Source organism: Methylobacterium sp. 285MFTsu5.1 (genome assembly GCF_000383455.1).
Classification (GTDB): Bacteria; Pseudomonadota; Alphaproteobacteria; order Rhizobiales; family Beijerinckiaceae; genus Methylobacterium.
In genome coordinates, this window is sequence record NZ_KB911286.1 from 19,840 (window position 1) to 40,618 (window position 20,779).

At 70.6% G+C, this 20,779-nt stretch carries 28 protein-coding genes; 17 read left to right on the forward strand and 11 right to left on the reverse strand.

The window, feature by feature from the left end:
• Positions 1-14: 14 nt before the first annotated feature.
• Complete coding sequence (locus H288_RS0121730; RefSeq protein ID WP_157861957.1) at positions 15-458, reverse strand: hypothetical protein; 444 nt, start codon at positions 456-458, stop codon at positions 15-17.
• A 110-nt stretch (positions 459-568) separates the two neighbouring features.
• On the reverse strand, positions 569-1,459 hold the full coding sequence (locus H288_RS0121735) for a hypothetical protein (RefSeq protein ID WP_020094691.1): 891 nt from the start codon (positions 1,457-1,459) through the stop codon (positions 569-571).
• A 570-nt stretch (positions 1,460-2,029) separates the two neighbouring features.
• On the opposite strand from H288_RS0121735, the gene H288_RS34070 reads away from it, so the two are divergent.
• Entirely contained in the window at positions 2,030-3,400 is a 1,371-nt protein-coding gene (locus H288_RS34070; protein ID WP_245274537.1) for a HipA domain-containing protein, read from the forward strand.
• 455 nt (positions 3,401-3,855) lie between these two features.
• On the opposite strand, the gene H288_RS32640 is transcribed toward H288_RS34070, so the two are convergent.
• Positions 3,856-4,146, reverse strand: coding sequence for a hypothetical protein (locus tag H288_RS32640; protein ID WP_020094692.1), 291 nt, complete (start codon positions 4,144-4,146; stop codon positions 3,856-3,858).
• 206 nt (positions 4,147-4,352) lie between these two features.
• On the opposite strand from H288_RS32640, the gene H288_RS0121745 reads away from it, so the two are divergent.
• Positions 4,353-4,625, forward strand: a complete 273-nt coding sequence (locus tag H288_RS0121745) for a hypothetical protein (RefSeq protein WP_020094693.1) — start codon at positions 4,353-4,355, stop codon at positions 4,623-4,625.
• A gap of 19 nt (positions 4,626-4,644) precedes the next feature.
• On the opposite strand, the gene H288_RS0121750 is transcribed toward H288_RS0121745, so the two are convergent.
• Positions 4,645-4,872 carry a hypothetical protein gene (locus H288_RS0121750; protein WP_020094694.1) on the reverse strand — a complete coding sequence of 76 codons (228 nt, stop codon included), beginning with the start codon at positions 4,870-4,872 and terminating at the stop codon, positions 4,645-4,647.
• Positions 4,873-5,128: 256 nt separating this feature from the next.
• Positions 5,129-5,380 carry an efflux RND transporter permease subunit gene (locus H288_RS35995; protein ID WP_245274544.1) on the reverse strand — a complete coding sequence of 84 codons (252 nt, stop codon included), beginning with the start codon at positions 5,378-5,380 and terminating at the stop codon, positions 5,129-5,131.
• Here H288_RS35995 and H288_RS36000 point away from each other — a divergent pair.
• From H288_RS36000 to H288_RS0121765, 3 genes are all read left to right on the forward strand, one after another.
• Positions 5,337-5,627: a hypothetical protein gene (locus H288_RS36000; RefSeq protein WP_020094695.1), complete on the forward strand. Its 291-nt coding sequence runs from the start codon at positions 5,337-5,339 to the stop codon at positions 5,625-5,627. The genes H288_RS35995 and H288_RS36000 overlap by 44 nt on opposite strands.
• An 82-nt stretch (positions 5,628-5,709) precedes the next feature.
• Positions 5,710-7,242 carry a sensor domain-containing diguanylate cyclase gene (locus H288_RS0121760; RefSeq protein WP_020094696.1) on the forward strand — a complete coding sequence of 511 codons (1,533 nt, stop codon included), beginning with the start codon at positions 5,710-5,712 and terminating at the stop codon, positions 7,240-7,242.
• Positions 7,243-7,451: 209 nt separating this feature from the next.
• On the forward strand, positions 7,452-7,700 hold the full coding sequence (locus tag H288_RS0121765) for a PilZ domain-containing protein (RefSeq protein ID WP_020094697.1): 249 nt from the start codon (positions 7,452-7,454) through the stop codon (positions 7,698-7,700).
• 114 nt (positions 7,701-7,814) lie between these two features.
• On the opposite strand, the gene H288_RS0121770 is transcribed toward H288_RS0121765, so the two are convergent.
• Positions 7,815-8,543 carry a GntR family transcriptional regulator gene (locus tag H288_RS0121770; protein WP_020094698.1) on the reverse strand — a complete coding sequence of 243 codons (729 nt, stop codon included), beginning with the start codon at positions 8,541-8,543 and terminating at the stop codon, positions 7,815-7,817.
• 176 nt (positions 8,544-8,719) lie between these two features.
• Here H288_RS0121770 and H288_RS0121775 point away from each other — a divergent pair, with 176 nt between their 5' ends.
• The 9 genes from H288_RS0121775 to H288_RS0121815 all read left to right on the forward strand — a co-directional run bounded on the left by H288_RS0121775 (position 8,720) and on the right by H288_RS0121815 (position 16,494).
• Entirely contained in the window at positions 8,720-9,469 is a 750-nt protein-coding gene (locus H288_RS0121775) for an aspartate/glutamate racemase family protein (RefSeq protein ID WP_043712961.1), read from the forward strand.
• Entirely contained in the window at positions 9,466-10,566 is a 1,101-nt protein-coding gene (locus H288_RS0121780) for an ABC transporter ATP-binding protein (RefSeq protein ID WP_020094700.1), read from the forward strand. Before H288_RS0121775 ends, H288_RS0121780 begins: the two co-directional genes overlap by 4 nt.
• 37 nt (positions 10,567-10,603) lie before the next feature.
• Positions 10,604-11,647 carry an ABC transporter substrate-binding protein gene (locus H288_RS0121785; RefSeq protein WP_020094701.1) on the forward strand — a complete coding sequence of 348 codons (1,044 nt, stop codon included), beginning with the start codon at positions 10,604-10,606 and terminating at the stop codon, positions 11,645-11,647.
• Positions 11,644-12,543, forward strand: a complete 900-nt coding sequence (locus tag H288_RS0121790; RefSeq protein ID WP_020094702.1) for an ABC transporter permease — start codon at positions 11,644-11,646, stop codon at positions 12,541-12,543. Before H288_RS0121785 ends, H288_RS0121790 begins: the two co-directional genes overlap by 4 nt.
• A 29-nt stretch (positions 12,544-12,572) precedes the next feature.
• Positions 12,573-13,391, forward strand: coding sequence for an ABC transporter permease (locus H288_RS0121795; protein ID WP_020094703.1), 819 nt, complete (start codon positions 12,573-12,575; stop codon positions 13,389-13,391).
• 18 nt (positions 13,392-13,409) lie between these two features.
• On the forward strand, positions 13,410-14,162 hold the full coding sequence (locus H288_RS0121800; protein ID WP_020094704.1) for an aspartate/glutamate racemase family protein: 753 nt from the start codon (positions 13,410-13,412) through the stop codon (positions 14,160-14,162).
• Positions 14,159-15,592, forward strand: coding sequence for an amidase (locus H288_RS0121805; RefSeq protein ID WP_020094705.1), 1,434 nt, complete (start codon positions 14,159-14,161; stop codon positions 15,590-15,592). The genes H288_RS0121800 and H288_RS0121805 overlap by 4 nt, the downstream gene beginning before the upstream one ends.
• Positions 15,589-15,921, forward strand: a complete 333-nt coding sequence (locus tag H288_RS0121810) for a hydroxyisourate hydrolase (protein WP_020094706.1) — start codon at positions 15,589-15,591, stop codon at positions 15,919-15,921. The genes H288_RS0121805 and H288_RS0121810 overlap by 4 nt, the downstream gene beginning before the upstream one ends.
• A gap of 126 nt (positions 15,922-16,047) precedes the next feature.
• Positions 16,048-16,494, forward strand: coding sequence for a hypothetical protein (locus H288_RS0121815; protein WP_020094707.1), 447 nt, complete (start codon positions 16,048-16,050; stop codon positions 16,492-16,494).
• On the opposite strand, the gene H288_RS0121820 is transcribed toward H288_RS0121815, so the two are convergent.
• Positions 16,479-16,811, reverse strand: coding sequence for a hypothetical protein (locus H288_RS0121820; RefSeq protein ID WP_020094708.1), 333 nt, complete (start codon positions 16,809-16,811; stop codon positions 16,479-16,481). The genes H288_RS0121815 and H288_RS0121820 overlap by 16 nt on opposite strands.
• A gap of 64 nt (positions 16,812-16,875) precedes the next feature.
• Here H288_RS0121820 and H288_RS0121825 point away from each other — a divergent pair, with 64 nt between their 5' ends.
• From H288_RS0121825 to H288_RS0121835, 3 genes are all read left to right on the forward strand, one after another.
• Positions 16,876-17,217, forward strand: coding sequence for a hypothetical protein (locus tag H288_RS0121825; RefSeq protein ID WP_020094709.1), 342 nt, complete (start codon positions 16,876-16,878; stop codon positions 17,215-17,217).
• 185 nt (positions 17,218-17,402) lie between these two features.
• On the forward strand, positions 17,403-18,251 hold the full coding sequence (locus tag H288_RS0121830; RefSeq protein WP_020094710.1) for a methyltransferase domain-containing protein: 849 nt from the start codon (positions 17,403-17,405) through the stop codon (positions 18,249-18,251).
• Between the two features lie 65 nt (positions 18,252-18,316).
• Positions 18,317-18,529 (forward strand): hypothetical protein, encoded by a 213-nt coding sequence (locus H288_RS0121835; RefSeq protein WP_020094711.1) that lies wholly within the window; start codon positions 18,317-18,319, stop codon positions 18,527-18,529.
• 24 nt (positions 18,530-18,553) lie between these two features.
• Here H288_RS0121835 and H288_RS0121840 read toward each other — a convergent pair whose 3' ends face one another.
• The 4 genes from H288_RS0121840 to H288_RS0121855 form a co-directional block, all read right to left on the reverse strand.
• Positions 18,554-18,829, reverse strand: coding sequence for a hypothetical protein (locus H288_RS0121840; RefSeq protein WP_020094712.1), 276 nt, complete (start codon positions 18,827-18,829; stop codon positions 18,554-18,556).
• A gap of 71 nt (positions 18,830-18,900) precedes the next feature.
• On the reverse strand, positions 18,901-19,194 hold the full coding sequence (locus H288_RS0121845) for a hypothetical protein (protein ID WP_020094713.1): 294 nt from the start codon (positions 19,192-19,194) through the stop codon (positions 18,901-18,903).
• Between the two features lie 246 nt (positions 19,195-19,440).
• Complete coding sequence (locus H288_RS0121850) at positions 19,441-20,178, reverse strand: HAMP domain-containing sensor histidine kinase (RefSeq protein ID WP_020094714.1); 738 nt, start codon at positions 20,176-20,178, stop codon at positions 19,441-19,443.
• Between the two features lie 224 nt (positions 20,179-20,402).
• Positions 20,403-20,774, reverse strand: a complete 372-nt coding sequence (locus tag H288_RS0121855; RefSeq protein WP_020094715.1) for a response regulator — start codon at positions 20,772-20,774, stop codon at positions 20,403-20,405.
• Positions 20,775-20,779 lie beyond the last annotated feature (5 nt).

Sequence of the window (20,779 nt, forward strand, 5' to 3'; positions counted from 1 at the left end):
CGGCTTCCTCCCTTTCAGCGGGCGACGCCGACGCGGTCGGAACCGCGGCGCGGAACGGAGCACCAAGCATGGGCGAGGCAGAGCACCTCGAGATCAGCCCGGCGTCGAGCGCGCCGCCCGAGCACGTGCACGATCAGGTCGATGCAGGAGCCGTCACCTCGTACGGCGCAGAGGCAGATCGCCGACATCGCCGGATCGAGGCGCCCAGGAAAGGCGATGGCCTCGGCGAGGACGTTGAGGGCGATATGGATCGCAGCCGCCGAATCGCCCCGGCAAGCAGCGGACCAGTCGGGGGACGGCAGGGGCTGCGCGGCATTCAGGGCAGCGGACAGGCGGCACTGCGCCGCCATATCGAGCGCCTCAGGGGCGAGGACGCGCCACCAGGACAGCGGCAGCGAGAGTTTGGCCGAGTCAGTTGTGCCGGAGAGGTGGGCATCGGGGTCACGAGCGAGTGTCATTGAGACAGACCTGGAGAGCGCGCCGGCGCGCAGGCGCACGGTGCGGGATTGATGGAGAGCGAGATGGACGCATCGGGTCGCGGCCGCGACCCGATGCCGGCGCGGTGCGGTCAGGGCGCAAGCGGCCCGGGCGAGTGCGGGTGTTTGACGTTCTCAGGAACGGCGAGGCTCGCCAACGCCATTGTCAGAAGGTCCGGCACAGCCGCGCGTAATCGGGCTTGAAGCGCCGCCGTCACAGTCTCGAGCGCTGCCAAGACTGGGGTCGCGAACAGCTGATCTATGGCCGGTCCGCTCACCGTAAGGTCATCGCCGTACCCGGCCCGTCCATAGACGTCGATCAGCACCGCGCGGATTTGCGCGACCTCATAGCCGAGTGAGGCCAGAAACGAGCGGCCCTGGACCTGCGCGCACCGCAACACCCATTCAATTTGGTGTATTTTCCTAGCCTCATTTTTTCCGGAGCCTCTCTTGACCTCGGCGATGATGGCTCGGCTCTCTTTCCGATCGACGACGATCAGGTCGAGGAATACGGACTGCGCGACGGCGCCCGCGAGTTCGATCGAGGTCTGATTGAGCTGGGCGACGCTGCTGGCGCGGACGAGTTCCTGGGTCGGAACGGTGATCGGCATCGCGACGTTGCGGAGCACGATGTAGCGCCCGCTTCGCTCCAGGACGTCCGTGATGGCCGCCTCGATGAGGGACCCGTGCCGTTTGACCATGGAGGCCAGCACGGATCCGAGTTGCGACAAGCCTGGTCCGAGCAGCGGATCGGGCACGAAGGTCGCCCGGAAGGCGCCGTCGAGCGCGGCTTGGGCTGCGGCCATCAGTTCGGGTGCGCAGATCTGCGGGATCGCGGGCTGGACGTGGCCGCAGCCGAGGGCCGCGGCGCTCCCGAGCGGGACGGTGATCCGGCTGCTGGTCGCGGATCCAGGCTGCCTACGCGCGGCCAACCGCTGTCGGCCGCCGCGCTGGGCGGCGGGGTGAGGGACGACGATGGTCATGGATGGTTTCCGTCCAGGCGACGCCAACCCGCGCCCTTCACCGAATGGCAGGGCGACGAACGGGCTCGTTTTTCGCAGCCTCAGGCCTGCGGCAACGAGGGCGTCAGGATTGCAGGATAGCGGGGGGACGCTGAGGCACGGCGTATCGCGTGCCAGCGCACCTTCAGGCGATCAGGCGGGTTGCCGGGACGGGGGCTTGGGACTGCCCGGAATTCATGCATCGGGACAGTTTCGTCGGCGCGATAACGCCGGTAGGGAAGGTCTCAGCCATGGTCTCGGTATCCTTCTACGATACGGATCGTGGTCAGGCCGGCACTCGGTGCTGCTAACACCGGTGCTGGCCGCCCCCTGCTAAAGAGCGGCGCGGCGTGTGCGGGTGGTCTGCCAGGGACGAACTTGGCGTGGATCGGCACCTTTGAGAAGGCCGCAGATGCGGCAATATGATCTTGAGGAAGTCCTTCCTGTCGTGATCGTTAACGGAAGCCTGGCGCCCTTTTCCTTGTTGCGGGTGAGCGCATCACATCGCATGATCGCCTGACTGCCGGGTGGCCGGTTGTCGCCAGCAGATTCTTGCTCAGTGCGCTGATCTCACCGATTCGCACAGATCAACGTGGCGACATTCGCCTGTGTGATCATATCAGAGACACAGCAGATGCCCTGCTGGATCGCCGCGGGATCATCGTAGCGGGTATGTGGCGAATCTCTAAGTATAACCGCATCGAGGAAATGCACGTGTTCCGGTCAGGGCTGAGCGGCTATGTGCCCATCGGCCTCTTTGTCTTCGAAGGTGGCTCCTCACGACGGCTCGGTCGTTTTGCCTATAGCTCCGACTATCTAGCTTCTGAAGGACGCAGGCCGATTGACCCCATTGGCCTGCCGCTCGGAAACAAGTGGCGGCCTGCGACCGTGGGAGAGGTCCATCTGGCCTTTCACGATGTAGGCCCCGACGGCTGGGGCAAAGGAATCCTGACACATGTATTCCCAGAACTGGAACTCGGCATGCCGGAATTCCTGGCTCTGGGCGGCCTGTCGCGGACTGGCGATCTGGCCTTCGGCTCAACGCCAGAGGCTCCCGAGAGTTGGATACCCAGGATGGAAGCAGCGCTTGAGCGCGCTCAAAGCGAGGACGACCTTGAAGGTGCGCTCATCGCAGCAGAGAAGTACGAGGAAGGCGAAGCGTCGGCGCGCCAACTCGCGCAGCTACTCATCCACAGCTCGGATATTGGGGGCGCTCGACCGAAGGCACGTGTTCGGATTTCAGATAAAGAATGGATAGCCAAATTTTCCGCGTGGGACGACAGGTTCGACAATCCCAGGGCTGAAGCGGTTTGCCTCGATTTTGCTGAGGCAGCAGGCCTTCAAGTCCCGGAGCGGGAGCTTCGTGTCGTAAACGACAGGCCGGTTCTCTTGGTATCACGTTTTGATCGATCCTCGGCTGGAGCGTGTTTGTCTTACCTCAGCGCCGGCACTTTGCTGGGCGAGCCAGCTTATGGTTATGCGACAAGCAAGACCTATTTGGACATCGCGGCAGCCGCGCGCCGTATCGGTGCACAAGAGCCTGAACGCGAGATGTTTCGCAGGCTCTTGGTCAATGCCTATCTCCGGAACACCGACGATCATTTGCGCAACCACGCTTTCATCAACGATGGGACCGGATGGAATCTTTCACCGGTGTTCGATGTGGTCCCGCATCCGTCGGGCACCAAGCATGTCTGCGCCCCGGCTCCCGGTATCAGCCGGGAATGCGACGCGAGCACCGCATTCGCGGCCTACATAAAATTTGGCCTCTCCGCTGCCGACGCCAGCTCCATCCTCGATGAGGTTCATGAAGCTACCTCACGCATCCCAGTATTTCTCGACGCCCGAGGCGTGTCGAGACGGGATCGGGAAATACTCTTGGCATGCTTCGGCTCGCTACCCAGGACCACCGCGCCACAATGAAAGTCCGCGCCAGCAAATGGCGCCACCCCCGTGACAAAATGGAGCAGCGAGACAGAATTTTTCTTATTTTGAGGAATACAGTCGAACTACAAATTAGATGCGTCTCGAAGGTTATGTAACCGTATTCGATTTCCATAAAACTTATGCCACCGTGGAACATAAGGGCTTCGAACACGCCGTGATTGGCCCACAAAGCCATAAGCTGGCTCTTCGACCCTCGTCGATATAGTTGTGGAAATATTGTTGCAGCACCGAAGCATTGCAGCTAAGTCGAATCATGTAAAAAATGGACAAGCTGGCGATTTTGGGGTGTGTATTCGGAAGATAAAATATCAACTCATGCAAATCAGAAATTAATTTTTGCGGGGCCCGTAATTTCAGCTGAGCGTTGAATGGTAAAGTATGCGCAAGGCGTCGAAGACGCTGGTTGCGCCGGCGTCCGTGATCACTTTAAATCAAGCGGCTCGCGTGCCGGCGACGTCCCGTCCGTGGGCCTGATCCATGATCTCCCCGATCCGCTCGCCGACGGCGACGGCTATCTCCACCGAGGCCGCCCCTTCCGAACCCTGCCGGCAGATCCGGGTCAGGACGTCGGTCACGCGCTGCTCCATGACCCCGAGAATCGCCGCGGCCGCCTGGGGCTGGGCACCGCGCAGGACCGCCGCGAGATCGCAATAGGCGTCGTGAAGAAGCTGCAGCGTGAGCCGATCGACAGCCTGTTCATCCTCCGCCGACAAGGCCCGCATCACGCCCCTCTCAACGTCCCACACCCGACGCCACCGACAGCCTTGCCCCGATGCGTTAACAAGGCGTGAAGAACGCCGTCGGTCGGCAGGAATTGGCTAACCACCCCGCCAAACGGCGAGGACGGCAACCTGACGCGACCGGAATGGAACTTGGCGGGCCGTCGGCGTGTCAACTCCGCAGGATCCATCAGCGCGAGAGCTTTTCAATGCGCCCCCTCATCGCCACGCTCACCGCCGCGAGCCTCGGTCTGGCCGCGGCCGCGACACCCGCCCTGGCCCAGGTGCAGCAGAACAATCCGAACGCCGCCAACCAATCCATGGAGACCAGCGGTCAGGTCCGCGCTCTGCGACAGGAGCAGACGACCCAGAGCAATACGCTTCGGATGGACATCCAGAGGAACCAAGCCGCGACGCCCGCTCCGAATACCGGGCCGAACGCCATCGGCCCGACCGGGGGCACCGGCGTCATCGGCCGCTGAGGGGGCGAGGGGCACCGGCCTACACGTCCGGCAGGGGCCGTCCCTTCACGACCACCCGCGGCCACCGCTCCAGGCCGATCGGCATCAGTACGGCGATCTGCGGCGGCACCGCGGTGCCGCCGAGCAGGCTATCGAGGGAAATCCGGCAGGCCTCCTCGATCTCGCCGCGCGTGCGCGCGCCGGAGGTCTTGATGTCGGCGATCAGGAGCGCCGCGATCTCGTGGGCAAAGGCGTCGCCGTCCAACATGCCGGACTCCCGCTCCGTGTCAGTCCAGCATAGTCGCCTGAGCATCGTCCCGGCATCAGCACAGAATTGCGTATCCACATACCGATTGCGGATACTTTGTCGCGTCCACGGGTCGGTCGCCGCGCGCCGCCGCGCTTTGAAACCGTATCCCGGAGGGGGCCGGGACCACTCGAAGGGCGGTGAAGGCCGGCGACGGTGGTATCGACCGCCGGCAGCAGCACCAGGGTGAGCGGGGTCGCGGCGATCAGGACCCCGATCACCGCGGTGGCGAGCGGCCGCCGCACCTCCGCGCGGGTGCTGGTCGAGAACGCCATAGCCGGAAGTTCAGTGCCGTAAGGTGAGCCGTCATGATCACAGGCCGCAGCGGCTTCGCGGCGGCGTGGATGGCGGCCTCCCGGACACCGGGGTTGGACGCCTCTAGATCGCGGATGTAACTCGCGAGCACGACGCCGTTCAGGATGGCGATGCCGAAGGGCGTTATGAAACCTGTCGCCGTCGGAACCGACAACGGCTCGACGCGCAGAGCCAGCGCCGGGTTGACGCCGGGGAAGTGCAGCGAGGTCTTCCGCCGCGTCGACCGCGCGGAGGTCTCGCGCCGGACCGCCGGCCATGGCTTGAGTCTCATAGCGGCAGTCGCCGACATCCCCGGCGCGCCCGTGACGCGGCATTTCCCGCCGGCCGGCGGCGAACTCGGAAGGCCGCGCGGCGAGATCGACGAGGTCTCTCGGATCGTGGACAGAGACGCCGGGATGTAAGACCGGCCCGACCGCCGCGAAAGCGGCGGTTAAGGCTCGGCGTGCCAGAGCGTGGCAACGAAGCGCCGTCCGCGGGGGGCCGATGAACGTCTGGCGACGCGTCGCCCCGTGGCTCGGCTCGGCCCGCACCTGGATCGTCCTCGGGATCCTGGCCCCGCTGGGCATGGTCGTGACGTCCGGCCTGATGCTGGCCGACCTGCGCCGCGACGCCTGGACCAGCGCGGAGCAGACCTCCTGGAACCTCCTGCAGGTCCTCGAGCGCGACATCGCGCGCAACATCGAGATGTACGATCTCTCGATCCACGCGGCGGTCGACAACCTGAAGGTGCCGGGCTTGGCCGCCGCCGACCCGCACCTGCGCCAGCTCATCCTGTTCGACCGCGCCGCGACCGCCCGCGACATGGGCGTGATGCTGATCCTGGACGAGCGGGGCGACGCCGTCGGCGACATCGCGGCCGTGCCGCCGCGCCCGGGCAACTACGCGGATCGCGAGTATTTCCAGGTCCACCGGGCGAGCACCGGGCTCGGCCTCCATGTCGGGCGCCCGATCGTGTCGCGGCTCAACGGGGAGCGGATGCTCCCGTTCAGCCGCCGCATCGACCGGCCCGACGGCAGCTTCGGCGGCGTGGTCCTGGGCACCGTGAAACTGTCCTACTTCACGCACCTGTTCAGCGAGATCGATCTCGGACCGGGCGGGGCCATCAACCTGTACCTGACCGACGGCACCCGCCTGATGCGCTACCCCTACGTGGAGGCGGATCTCGAGGCGAATATCGGGAAGACCGCGATCTTCAAACGGTTCCTGCGCGAGGGACGCGGCAACTTCGTCAGCACCTCCGTGCGCGACGGCGTCGAGCGGAACTACACGTTCACGCGGATCGGAAATCTGCCGCTGATCCTGAACGTCGCCCTGTCCACCAAGGACGTGGAGGCGGAGTGGACCGCGAAGGCGACGATCATCGGCGGCATCGTGCTGGCGCTGTGCGGCCTCACGATCGCGCTGTCGCTCCTGTTCGGGCGGGAGTTGCGTCGCCGCGAGACGCTGCGGGCCGAGATGGCGGCGCTGTCGCGAACCGACGCCCTGACCGGCCTGCCGAACCGCCGCTGCTTCGAGGACGCCCTCCGGCGGAACCTGGACGCGGCCCGGCGCGACAGCCACCCCCTGTCGCTGCTCATCGTCGACGCGGACCATTTCAAGCGCTTCAACGACCGCTACGGGCACCCGGTGGGCGACGCAATCCTGCAGGGTCTCGCCCGCTGTCTCGCGGCTAGCGTGCACCGCCCCCAGGATCTCGTCAGCCGCATCGGCGGCGAGGAGTTCACCCTGCTCCTGCCCGAGACGGACGAGGCCGGCGCCCTGCGCGTCGCCGACACGGTCCACGCCGAGGTGGCCAAGCTGACCGTCCCGTCGGCGGGGATCGCGGCCGGCGCCGTGACGGTGAGCATCGGGCTCGCGGCCGTCCGGCCGGGCGCCGACCGGAGCGCGCCGCTGCCGGATCCCTACCGCTTGGCGGACGGCGCCCTGTACGAGGCCAAGAACGGCGGCCGCAACCAGACCCGCAGCGTCGCGCCGCCGGCCGCGCGGGGCGCCCTGCAGCTCGTGCGGACGTCCTGACCGGCGCGCCGCCGCGCTTTCGCGTGGCGCTTTGACGGAATCGACACGAACGCCGTGGTCTCCTGGTCGCGATGGCGGACGGCCCGGATTGGGCCCGACGGCGTCGCGTCGGGACGGGGCGGGCGGGCGGGATCGATCATCCGTGCCCCGGGCCGGCGGAGCGCGCGCGGATCCGGAGGGATCCGGCCCGCAACCATAGGGTAACGAGGATGGACGACAGACGCGCCGCGCCCCGCAGACGGACCCTGCTCGAGGGCCATATCGAACTCGCCGGCGGCGGCGTGATCGACTGCACGATCCGCAACATGTCGGACGGGGGCGCCCGCCTGAAGGTCGTCAGCGTGATCGGTGTGCCCGACGCGTTCGTGCTGGCCTACGGGGTCGGCGGTCAGCGCCGGCCGGCGCGCGTCACGTGGCGCCAGGAGACCGAGCTCGGGGTCGCGTTCGGCGACGCCTGACGGGCGGCGGTCGAGGCTTCCACGCCCACCCGTGTTGAGGGGCGGATCGGATGGGCGTGGAAGGCCAGCGTCCGGCTGGTGACCAACCGATGCGACGACAGGGTTAACGCTTCGTTACCGCGCCGTGGGGTCCGCGCGCCGGGCCTGGAGCGTCTCGGCGATCACCACGCCGGTCCGCAGCACGTGGCGGTGGGCGACGGTCCCGGCCGCGGCGGCGTCCCGCGCGGCGAGCGCCGCGAACAGGTCCCGGTGCTCGCGGGCCGATTCCTCCCAGCGGCTGCCGCTGGAGAGCGCGCGCAGGCGCGCCCACTGGGCCCGGGCCTGGAGCGCCGCGTGGGCCTCCGCCAGCGGGCGGTTCCGGGCGGCCTCGACGATCGTCCGGTGGATCTCCTGGTTCAGGGCGAAATAGGCGTCGAGCACTTGGTCCCGGTGCATCCGGTCGAGCTGCGCCTGCTTGCCGCGCAGCACGTCCATCAGGGCTTCGGAGATCCGCGGCGCCGCGAGTTCCGCGGTCAGCCGCTCGATCCCGGCGAGCGCCTCGAACAGTTCGAGGATCTCCTCCGGCGTCCAGTCCGGGACGCGGGCGCTGCGGTTCTGGTGCAGCTCGACCAGCCCCTCCGCGGCCAAGAGCTTGAGCGCTTCCCGCAACGGTGTGCGGCTGACCCCGAGGGCGACGGAGAGGTCCGCCTCCACGAGGGACGCGCCGGCCGGCAGCACGCCGCGCACGATCATGTCCCTGAGCCGGCCCGCCGCCTGCTCGTGCAGCCCGGTCCGCGGCAGCTGCGCGACCGGGACGACCGGCGCCTTGCGGGGCCGGCCCCGGCGGCGTGCGACGACGTCCATCGATCCTCCCGTTCTCCCGCGCCAGCTTAGCGCGTCCGGCCGCCCGATCGATGACCCATTTTTCGGCCGCTTGCGCTGCCATATCATGCATTTGCGCAAATTGCATGCAGCATGCAGAAAATGCCTTGTCGCCTGCCCAGGCCTGTCGGATGCTTCACGGATCGGGGATGGATTCCATGGAACGAGCGAACGGCACGACGCGTCTGGGCATGATGACGCCCTCGTCGAACAGCGTCCTCGAGCCGGCCACGGCGCATCTGCTGGCCGGCGTCGCGGGCGTCAGCGCCCACTTCGCCCGCTTCCGCGTGACGGAGATCGGCCTGTCGGCGGCGGCGCTGGACCAGTTCGACCCCGAGCCGATCCTGGCGGCGGCCGAACTGCTCGCCGATGCCCGCGTCGCCGCGATCCTGTGGAACGGCACCTCCGGCGCGTGGCTCGGCTTCGACGCGGACGAGCGCCTGAGCGCCGCGATCACCGACCGGACCGGGTGCCCGGCCTCCACCGCGGCGCTCGCCTTCCGCGACCTGTTCCGCGCCCGGGATTTCCGGCGGATCGGCCTCGTCACGCCCTATACCGGCGACGTGCAGCGCCGGATCCAGGCCAACTGGGGCGCGGCCGGCTTCGACTGCGCCGCCGAGCGCCACCTCGGCCTGTCGGAGAACTTCGCCTTCGCCGAGACCGGCCCGGAGGCCATCGCCGGCATGGTCCGGGCGGTGGCGGCCGAGGGCGTCGACGCGGTGGCGATCGTGTGCACGAACCTCGCGGGCGCCGCGCTCGCCCCGGCCCTGGAGGCCGAACTCGGCGTGCCGGTGGTCGATTCCGTGGCCGTCACCCTGTGGAAGGGCCTGGAGCTGGCGGGCTGCCCGACGGCGCATCTCGCCGCGCACGGCCGCGCCTTCGCGGCGGACGGGGCGGGCCGCCCGTGAGCGCCGGGACCACCCTGATCCTCGACGGGATCACCCAGCGCTACGGGTCGGCGCTCGCGGTCGACACCGTGACCCTCGACATCCGGGGCGGGGAGCTCGTCGCCCTGCTCGGGCCCTCGGGCTGCGGCAAGACCACCCTGTTGCGCGCGGTGGCGGGCTTCCTGAAGCCCACGGAGGGGCGCGTCATCATCGGCGGCCAAGCCGTCGACCACCTGCCGCCGAACCGGCGCACCGTCGGCATCGTGTTCCAGAACTACGCCCTGTTCCCGCACATGAGCGTCGCCGACAACGTCGCCTACGGCCTCGCGGCCCGGGGTGTCGGGCGGGCGGAGCAGAGGGCGCGGGTCGCCGAGATGCTGGCGCTGGTGCGCCTCGAGCACCTCGCCGGGCGCTTCCCGCGGGAGATGTCGGGCGGCCAACAGCAGCGGGTGGCGCTGGCCCGGGCGCTCGCCGTGCGCCCCTCGATCCTGCTCCTCGACGAGCCGTTCGCGGCCCTCGACAAGAACCTGCGCCTCGACATGCAGATCGAGATCAAGCGCATCCAGCGCAGCGCCGGCACCACCACGCTGATCGTCACGCACGACCAGGAGGAGGCGCTGTCGATGGCCGACCGGGTCGCCGTGCTCAACGCCGGCCGCCTGGAGCAGTTCGCCCCCCCGACCGACGTCTACGACCGCCCCGAGACGCTGTTCGTCAACACCTTCGTGGGCACGGCCAACGTCCTGCACGGGCGGCTCGCGACGGAGGCGGGCGGCGCCCGCGTGGTGGCCCTGGAGGCGGGCGGTCTGCTCCCCGCCGCCACGACGCTGCCGGACGGGACCCGGGTCGCCGCCTGCCTGCGGCCCGAGCACGTCGCCTTCGCGGAGGAGGGACCGGGGGCCGGGGCGGGGGCCGCGGACGGCCTCGACGGCGCGGTCGAGGTCGGCCTGCCGCTCGGCGCAACCCTGGTCCACGAGATCCGCCTCGACGGCGGCGCCCGCCTCAAGACCGCCGAGCCGCGCGCGGCGGGCGCCCGGCCCCGGCCGCCCGGCACCCGCGTGCGCCTGCGCCCGACAGCACCCGAGCGGGTCGGCGTCTTTCCCGATCCCCGACACTGAGGCCGAGCCGCCCGACACCGAGCCAGGAGAACCGACCATGCCCCTGCACCGCCGCAGCCTCCTCGCCAGCGCCCTGACCCTCGGGGCCGCGCAGGCCTTCCCGGGCCTGTCCCGCGCCCAGGCGCGCAAGCTCGTCTTCGCGACCTTCACGGGCAGCTGGGAGGAGGCGCACCGGGCCGTGCTCGTGCCGGCCTTCCGCAAGAGTTCGGGCGGCGACGTGATCCTCGATCCGATGCTCTCGGTCGACCAGATCGCCAAGGTCCAGGCGGCCCGCGCCAACCCGCCGATCGACGTGATGCTGCACGATCCGGGCCCCGCCCTCACGGCCATCGCCCAGGACCTCGTCGAGCCCTACCCGGTGGCCCAGTCGGCCCATTACGGCGACCTGATCGCGGACGCGCAGGAGCCGATGGGCCCGGCGCCGTTCTTCCAGATCGTCGGCCTGACCTACAATCCGGAGAAGGTGAAGACGCCGCCGACCTCCTGGGCCGACCTGTGGAAGCCCGAGTACAGGGGCCGGGTCGGCATCACCAACCTGAACTCGACGCTCGGCACCGGCTTCATCGTGGAGATCGCCCGCATGCACGGCGGTTCGGAGACCGACGTCGAGCCGGGCTTCAAGGCGCTGGAGGCGCTCAAGCCGAACCTCGCCGCCGTCGCCGCCAACCCGGGCGCCCTGGCAGCCCTCTACCAGCAGGAGCAGGTCGACATCGGGCCGGGCAATTTCAACGCGATCCAGATCCTGAAGGCCCGAGGCGTGCCGGTGGAGTTCGCCGCACCGAAGGAGGGCATCATCGCCTTCAAGACGACGATCCACATCGTCAAGAACACGCCGTCGAAGGAGCTGGCCTTCAGGCTGATCGAGGCCGCGCTATCGCCAGAGGTGCAGGCCAAGCTGATGCAGAGCCCCTACCTGATCGTGCCGACCAACCGGAAGGTCGCCATCGAGGGCGAGGTCGCCAAGGTCCTGGCGAAGGACGCGGACGAGTTGAAGCGCAAGTCGGTGTTCCAGGACTGGGCCGCGATCAACCGCGGCCGGCCGGCCTGGATCGAGCGCTTCAACCGCGAGATCCGGGTGTGAGCGCCGGCCCGGCCACGGAGGGCCCGGTCGCGGCGCCCCTCCGCCCGGGCCGCACCTGGACGGCGGCCTACGACATCCGCCTCGCGCTGCCGCTCGGGGCGTTCTTCCTCGTCTTCTTCCTGGCGCCGCTGGCGCTGCTGCTGCTCGTGAGCTTTTACGCCGATCCGGCCATGACCCGGTTCGGCCTCGACCAGTACGCCCGGTTCCTGCTCGACCCGTTCTCCCTGCGGGTGCTCGGCGCGACCCTGTGGCTCGGCGTCGAGGTCACGGCGCTGACCCTCCTGCTCGGCCTGCCGCTGGCGCTGCTCCTGACCTGGGCGCCCGGCCGGCTGCGCGGCCTGCTGACCCTGATCGTGCTGCTGCCGCTGCTCACGAGCGTGGTGGTCCGGACCTTCGCGTGGATCGTGATCCTGGGGCGCCAAGGCATCGTCAACGCCGCGCTCCTCGGCCTCGGCCTCACCGACGCGCCCCTGAAGCTGCTCTACACCGAGGGCGGCCTCGTCCTGGCGCTGGCGCAGGTGCAACTGCCGCTGATGGTCCTGCCCCTGGTCACCGCCCTGTCGCGGATCGACCCGAACCTCGCCGACGCCTCGGCGGCGCTCGGGGCGGGGGCATGGCGCACCTTCCTCCGGGTGACGCTGCCGCTCTGCCTGCCCGGCATCGTGGCGGGCTGCCTGCTGACCTTCGCGGCGGCGATCACCGCCTTCATCACCCAGTCGCTGATCGGCGGCGGGCAGATGCTGTTCATGCCCATGTACCTGTACCAGCAGGCCTCCTCGCTCAACAACTGGCCGTTCGCGGCGGCGATCGCGATCGTCTTCCTCGTGGCGGTGCTCGCCTGCGTCACGCTCCTCAACCTCGCGGGCCGCCTGTCGGGCGGCCGCGCGCGCGCCTGAGGTCAACGGGAGTTCACCGGGAGGTCACCATGCGGACGAGCCTGCGGCGCGATCTCGACTGGTTCAGCTTCCACGGCGCGGTGCTGCTGCTGGCCGGGCTCTGCCTCGTCCTGCTGGCGGCGCCGACCGTGATCGTCGTGGTGGTGTCGTTCACCAGCGGCTTCTCTCTGCGCTTCCCGCCGCCGGGCTACTCCCTGCGCTGGTACGCGGCGCTCGCGGAGGCCGAGCAGCTCCGGGCCGCCGCCTGGAACAGCCTCGTGGTGGCGGGCTGGACGACCCTGCTGTCGGTGGTTCTGGGCACCGCCGCGGCGCTCGCCATCGCCCGGTCACCGCGGGTCTCCGCGCGGCTCCTCGACAGCCTGTTCCTGTCGCCCCTCGTCCTGCCGGCCCTGGCCTTCGGGCTCGCGGCGCTGATGCTGTTCAGCCTCGCCGGCATCCCGGTCTCGCCGCTGACCCTCGTCCTCGGCCATACCGTGGTCTGCGTGCCCTACGTGGTCCGCACCACCGTGGCGGCCCTGTCGCAGATGGACCCGGTGCTCCTCGAGAGCTCAACCTCGCTCGGCGCCTCGCGCCTCTACACGTTCCGCCGGGTGACCCTGCCGCTGATCCGGCCCGGGATCCTGGCCGGGGGCTTCATCGCCTTCATGGCGAGCTTCGACAACGTCCCGGTCTCCCTGTTCCTGCGCGACGCCGCCACCGACATGCTGCCGATCCGCATGTGGCAGGACCTGGAGGGCCGCCTCGACGTCACGGTGGCGGCGGCCTCCAGCCTGCTGATCCTCGTGACCGTGGTGCTCGCCGCCGTGATGGAGCGGGCCGCAGGCCTGTCCCGCCGGATGGAGGGCTGAAGCGCCCGGAGCCCTCGCATGCGCATCCTGCTCCTCAACCCCAACACCTCGGCGGCGATGACCGCGCGCATGGCGCGGGCCGCCGAGGCGGCGCTCGCCCCCGACGCGCACATCACCGCGCTCACCGCCACGTCCGGCTTGCCCTACATCGCGAGCCGGGCCGAGGCGCAGCTCGCCGGGGCGGCGGTGCTGGAGACGCTCGCCGCCCACCATTCCGGCCACGACGCCGCGGTCATCGCCGCCTACGGCGATCCCGGGCTGGTCGCCGCGCGGGAGCTGTTCGACCTGCCGGTGGTCGGCATGGCCGAGGCCGCGATGCTGACCGCCTGCCAGCTCGGGGCGCGGTTCGCGGTCGTCACCTTCGCGCCCGCCCTGCTGCCCTGGTACGAGGACGCGGTGGCGCTGGCCGGGCTGTCGGCGCGTTGCGCCGGCCTCCACGCGGTGCGCCGGCCGTTCCAGGCCGTGACCGAGGTGCAGGACGAGCTGCGGCCCGAGATCCTGGCCCTGGCCGAGCGGGCGGTGGGGGAGGGGGCCGACGTCGTGATCCTGGCCGGCGCGCCGCTCGCCGGCCTCGCCACGGTCCTCCGGGACGCGGTGCCGGTGCCGCTCGTCGACCCGCTGGCGGCCGCCCTGGGCCAGGCGCAAGCCCTGGTGCGGCTCGGGACGCGGCCGCCGCGGGCCGGGCGTTTCGCCCGGCCGCCCGCGAAGCCGGCCACCGGCCTCGCCGGGCCGCTCGCCCGCTGGATCGCCCATCGCGAGGAGGAGTCATGACCCGGATCGACGCGGACGGCCCGCTCTGGACCCTCTCGGCCGCCGCCCTGGGCCGCCGCTACGCTGCCGGGACGGCGAGCCCGGTCGCGGCCGCCCGCGCCTGCCTGGAGCGGGCCGAGGCCGTGAACCCGGTGCTCAACACCCTCGTCGCCGTCGATCCCGAGGGCGCGGAGCGCGCCGCCGCGGCGAGCGCCGCGCGCTGGCGGGCGGGGCGACCGCTCGGGCCCCTCGACGGCGTGCCGCTGACCGTCAAGGACAGCCTGAACGTCGCCGGGTTCGCGACCGGCTGGGGCAGCCGGCTCTACGCGGGGGAGGGGGCCGGGCAGGCCATTGAGCGCGACGAGACGCCGGTGGCGCGCCTGCGCGCGGCCGGGGCGGTGATCCTGGGCAAGACCAACGTCCCCGAGCTGACCGTCCAGGGCTACACCGGCAACCCGGTCCACGGCGTCACCCGGAACCCGTGGGATCCGGCGCTGACGCCGGGGGGCTCCAGCGGCGGCGCCGTCGCGGCCGTGGCCTCCGGGATCGGGCCCCTGGCGCTCGGGACCGACGCGGGCGGCTCGATCCGCCGCCCCGCCTCGCATACCGGCCTCGTCGGCCTGAAGCCGACGGCCGGTCGGGTGCCGCGGACCGGCGGGCTGCCGCCGATCATGCTCGACCTCGAGGTGGTCGGGCCGATGGCGCGCACCGTCGACGACCTCGCGGCGGCCATGCGGATCCTCGGGGCGGCCGACCCGGATGCCGTCGCGCCGCACGGCTTCGGCCCGTTCGGGACCACCGCGGTGCCGGAGCGCCCGCTGCGGATCCTCCACGTCCCGGCCTTCGGGACAGCCCCGGTCGATCCCGAGATCGCCGACAGCGTCGCCGAGGCGGCCGGGCGCCTCGCCGGCCTCGGCCACCGGGTCGAGACTGGCCGCTTCGACGCGGCGACGGCCATCACGGAGGCGTGGCCGGTCCTCGGCCAAGCGGGCATCGCGTGGCTGATGCGCGCGCATCCGGGCGGACTCGACGCGCTCGGCCCTGACATCCGCGCCCTGGCGGAGGCCGGGGCGGCCCTGTCGGCGGCCGACCTGTTCGAGGTGCAGCGGATGGCACTGGCGCTGCGCCGGGACCTCGCCGCCCTGTTCGCCGATCACGACCTCCTCATGACCCCCGCGGCCGCGGCGCTGCCCTGGCCGGCGGAGGACACCCATCCGCCGCGCATCGCCGGGGTACCGGTGGGCCCCCGCGGCTCGGCGACCTTCACGGGCTTCGTCAACGCCGCCGGCTGCCCGGGGATCTCGATCCCCTGCCGACCCTCGGGCGCCGGGCTTCCGATCGGGTTCCAGCTCGTGGCGCCCTGGGGCGGCGACGAGACCCTGGTCGCGATGGCGGCCGCCTACGAGGCGGCCCATCCCTGGCGGATGGTCTGGGAGGACGGGACCCCGTGACTGGCCTGTCGCTCCACGCCGTCGACGCCGCCACGGGCCGGCCGGCCGAGGGGATGCGCGTGCGCGTCCTGAGCGCTGGAGGAAAGCGGCGGGTGATCGCCGAGGGCCGCCTCGGGGCGGACGGGACCCTCGACCATCCGGTCGTGCGGACGCGGCTCGCCGCCGGCCTCTACGAGGTCGTGTTCGTCATCGGGGACTTCGTCGAGGCCGCGGGGGAGGGATTCCTGGAGGAGGCCGCGATCCGCTTCCGGATCGACGACCCCGACCGCCACTGCCACCTGCCGCTGAAATTCACCGCCTTCGGGGTGGCGCTGTTCCGCGGCTGTTGAGCCGCACGCGCCGCCCTCGGACCCGGCCCGCGACGGCGCGGCCCGGCCGCCCTCCCCCGCGAGGTGACCGGAGCCTCCGGAGAGCCTAGACTCGCCCCCGATCGCGGCGCGCGCAGGAGGAAGCCGATGCGGGTTCAGGCGATGACGATCCCGGCGGCGGCCGGGGCCGCGACGCGCGGCGCACCACGGGCGCGCCTGCTGCTCGCCGCGCTGACGATCCTCGCGCTTCCGCTGGCCTTCGTCGCGGCCGCGCGGGTCCCCGCGGCGCCCGTCGATCCCGACCTCGTGCGGGTGATCCGCTTCATGGCGCTGCTCAAGGGCGGCTTCGCCCTGGCGGCGCTGGCCGGCTGCTTCTGGCGTCTCGGCCGGCCCGCCGGGTGGCGAAGCGCCGTCTACGTGGCCGGACCGCCGCTCATGGCGCTCGGGGCGGCCGGCCTGTGGTCCCTGCGCGACCCCGGGCTGGCGGCGCTCGGCCTGCATCTCGGCCTGTTCGCGGTCCTGGCGGCGGCGCTGACCGACCGCGAGGCCCTGCCCGACCGGCTCCGCGCCGCGCGTCGTCAGATCGTCTCGTAGGCGAACAGTACCGAGATCAGCGTCAGGCCAGTCAGCCCGATGACGAAGCAGATGTCGGCGCAGCGCTCCAGGTTGACCGAGAGATCGCCGCCGTCGTCCAGGCGGATCGACAGGTAGGACGCGATCGCGCTGACCAAGAACAGGATCGCCGTCAGGGCGGCGGCCTCGTCGACGTGGCTCGGCCCGATCCAGCCCTCGGCGATCTTCACGAGGCCGATCAGCGTGGTGCAGACGCCGACCATCGTGCCGGCATTGGGGAGGATGTGGCGCGACAGGCTATCCTCGCCGGACCCGGTGCCCTTCCGCCTTTCGGCCATGCGCTCCTCGTACAGCTCCGCTCCGGCCGATGGCCCCCTGATACCGCGCCCGTGGAGGTTCGTCATGAAGCGCCCGCTCACCACCAACTTCTCCGCGCCGCCGCCGGAGCGTGCCCACCCGCCCGAGCCGGCGCCCGCGGCAGCCTCGTGGCGCGACGTCGCCCCGTTCGCGGCCGCCCTGATTGCCACCCTGGAGGCGATCGAGGCCGGGCAGAAGGCCGGGCCGGCGATGCGGGCGCACCGCTCCGCCATGCGCCGCCAGGGCGAGGCGGCCGCCGCGCTCGGCGGATCCGAGGCGCTGGAGGCCGTGCTCAATCAAATCGCGGACGCCGACGCGGCCCGGGCCGAGCGGCGCCTCGCGCTCGTCCGCGAGGCCTGGGCGGGTCTGCCCGGGGGAGGGGCGTGAGGCGTCCTGCCGGCTCGCCGGATCAGGCTGGCGGCAGATCCGGAACGCAGTGTGCCGTCGGGGCAGCGCGCCGACGCGCCACGATCCGAATTCGGGCCGCCGCGTAAAGATTTGATACAGGATCTCGGATAAATTCGGGGCTGGCCACACCGCGTCAGCTCGAGATCGCTCGTCGGGAATTTGTGATGGACGACCAGGACAAGCAATTTATCACGCAGCAGATCCTCGACGTCGGCCGCCAGCTCTATGCCGCCCTCGACAGCAAGATCATGACGGCTCACGCGCAGCAGCTGGCGCAGATGCAAGATGTCCGGCGCCTCGCCGTGGTTCAGCTCGCGCCGAAGAACGATTTCTGCCTCGTGACGGATCATCCGATCGCCTACGAGAGCAACGATCACACGGTTCCGCGCGGAACAAAGGATGACAATACGCGCAATCAGCGGTTCTGCCACGCGATCGAGAGCCATTTCGGCCGAAAGGTCAGGGCCCTGGACCTCGGCTGCGCGGGGGGCGGCCTCGTCTTCGATTTCCTCATCCGAGGCAACGCGGCTTTCGGGATCGAGGGGAGCGATTACTCCCTTCGCGCGCAGCGCGCCGAGTGGTCCATCATCCCGGACTATCTGAAGACCTGCGATATCACCAAGCCCTTCTCCCTGATGGATCAGAGGTCAGGGACGAAAGCGAAATTTGACGTCATCACGATGTGGGAGGTCCTCGAGCACATCGAGGAATCGCTGCTTCCTCAGCTGTTCGCGAACGTGAAATCCCACTTGGCGGACGGCGGTCTTTTCGTGGGCTCGGCCGCGACATACGACGATGTCGCCAACGGCGTGAGCTACCACCCGACGGTCAAGCCGGAGACGTGGTGGCGCGAGCTTGTCCGGCAGCACGGGCTGGAATTTGTCCCGATGACCATGTTTCAGTTCAAGGATTTCTGCAGAGGCTCCGGCAACGAGAACGCCTTCTACGACGCCGATTTCAGCAAGAATCCCGAGCTCGGCTTCCACTTCGTGATGAAGCACCGCTCCGCTTGAGGCGGGGCTTCCGAGCTCGACCGGTCGGGCGCCATAGGCTTGAGCGGTCCGCCTGCGCGCCCCACATGGACGGGAGCGACAGCGCGGGGCCGACCATGTACGACCTCATCCACACCCTCCGCCTCTGGCTCTGGCGCCGCCGAGTGCGGGCCCTGGCGCGGGAGTGCCGGGCATCCGGGACCAGCGACGGCGACTGGATCGCCGCCACCGTCGCGGCCTCCGCGACGAGTTCGGGTCCGGGCGCGCCGGTCTCGTACGTGAGCGGCACGGGCCTGTAGCGGATCCCGCTCGGCCGGGCGCGGTCAGCCTTCCGGAGACGGCTCGGCGGCGGCGGCACCCGGCTCGGGCGCCGGGCCGGTGTCGAGGGTGCCGCTGTGGACCAGGGCGCCGGCCCAGGCGCTCGCGATGATCCGGACCTGCTCGATGGCCTCGGCGCGGGTGAAGGGCCTGTCACCACCTCCCGAACGGCCCTCGTCCCAGTAGACGTAGCCGGTGCGCCGGCCGCCGGCATCCTCGACGCAGGCGGCGTTCTCGAGGACGCAGATCCGGAGCGGGAGCTTGAGACCGAGTGTGGGCATAGGGCCCATATAGGGCGCCGATCCCGCGGGAAGTCGGCGCGCCCGCCGCGTGACGGTCGGTCTCAGGTGTCTCAGGTGGGTTTCGCCGCGTCGAGCGCCTGCTCCAGGTGCGTCACGACCTCGTCGCCCTTGGGCGGCGGCTCGGCCTCCTCGACCCGTCGGGCGACTTCCATGACGAGGTAGGTCACCGACGGCGGCCAAGCCACGCCGTTGTCCAGGAGCATCCGGGCGGCGCTTACCAGCATCCGGAACTGGTCCGGCGGGATCGTGGTCCCGGCCTCGTGCTGCGCGAGGATGTGGTCGGCGATCGCGGCCGCAAGGCCGGCAACTTCGGCCATCTTGTTGGGCGGATCACCAGCCGTCATGTCAGGTCGCGCTCCGTCTGCGAAAGCACGGTGCGGAGCATCCGTCGCCTCTTCGGGGTCTCAGGCCGACACGGTTCCACAAGCAACCCTGGCGAGCAAGCCGTGTGGCCGCGGCACGCCTGCGTGGCCGTGGACGCCGCCGATTTCGGCGGCCTGCGCACGCGGTCCGGGCGTTTCGTGGCCTCCGGTGCCGGGACGGCGGACCTGCTCCGCGGCGGCGGTGCCGTCGGGATCGTCCCGGGGCGTCTACGCGGATGCCGGACGGTGGCGGGGCGCGGTCACGCCGAAGACCGAGCCCCGGTCGCGCCGAGATCGCACGGCGACCGGGTGATCGAGCGCCGCGGCGGTTTGCCGGACGATATGAAGGCCGAGCCCGAGACCGGCCCCGTCCCGGCGTCCGGCGCGGTCGAAGGCGTCGAAGATGCCCGCCAGCCGTTCGGGCGCGATGCCGGGACCGCCGTCGTGAACTTCGATCGCCACGCGCCCCTGCCGGCGGCGGCATCCGACGACGACGCGGCCGCCCGGGCCCGCATACTTCACGGCGTTCCCGACGAGGTTGCGCAGGATGGTCGTCAGCATGGCGACCTCGCTCGTGACCGTCAGCGCCGTGGCGCAGACCCGGACACGCACCCCGACGGCGTCGGCGTAGGGCCCCCACTCGGCCGCCACCGCCTCCAGGAGCGGGGCGACCGCGACGGGACCGAGCCGGGGCGCCACGCTGCCGGCCTGGGAGGAGCGGGCCAGATCGTCGAGCTCGCGGCCGAGCCGCACCAGCGCGTCGCTGGCGAGGCCGAGCCGGGCCGCGGCCCGGGGACCGACGCCGTCCGAGACCGCGCGGTCGATGGCCATGAGGGCCACCTGCACGGGTTGCTTCAGGTCGTGTCCGGCCACGGCGAGCAGCCGGGCCATGGCGCTGCGGGCGGTCTCCGCGTGCAGCAGGGCCTCGTCGGGTGCCGCACCCGGGCTCGCCATCGTCAGTCCCATCCCCGCCTCCTCGTCCGGCCCGCCGACGGCGCGCCGCTTCCATGGCGCGACCTTGGACCGTGGCCGTACGCGCCGGAATCATACGGAGGTTTGATGTCCTAACCGGACCGGCCTCGGATCGGCGTGCCCGCGGCGCACGCGCGCGATGCCGGTCCGGAGCCGGCCGGCGATCCCGTCACGGATGGAAAGGCCCTGGAGTCAGGCACTGGAGTCAGGCCCTAGCGTCAGGCCCCGATCGTCTCTTCCAGGCAGCGGATCAGTTCGTCGGCCACGAGCGGCTTGCGCAGGAGATCGCGGGCGCCCCCGGCGAGGGCCCGGCGCCGGAGTGCATCGTCGGTCAGCGCGGTCATCATGATGACCGGCAGGGCAGGGCGCTGCTCCCGGACGCGGTCCTGCAATTCGATGCCGCTGATCCCCGGCATGTTCACGTCCGTCAGCAGGCACGACACGTCGCTGCAGGCCATCGCGGCCAGAAAGGCCTCGCCCGAGTTGAAGGCCCGCGCGTCGTAGCCCAACGCCTCGAGGAAGCTGGACGTCGCGTCCAGAACCGCCTCGTCGTCGTCCACGACCGCGACCGCTTTCTTCCCGACCGGCACGAATC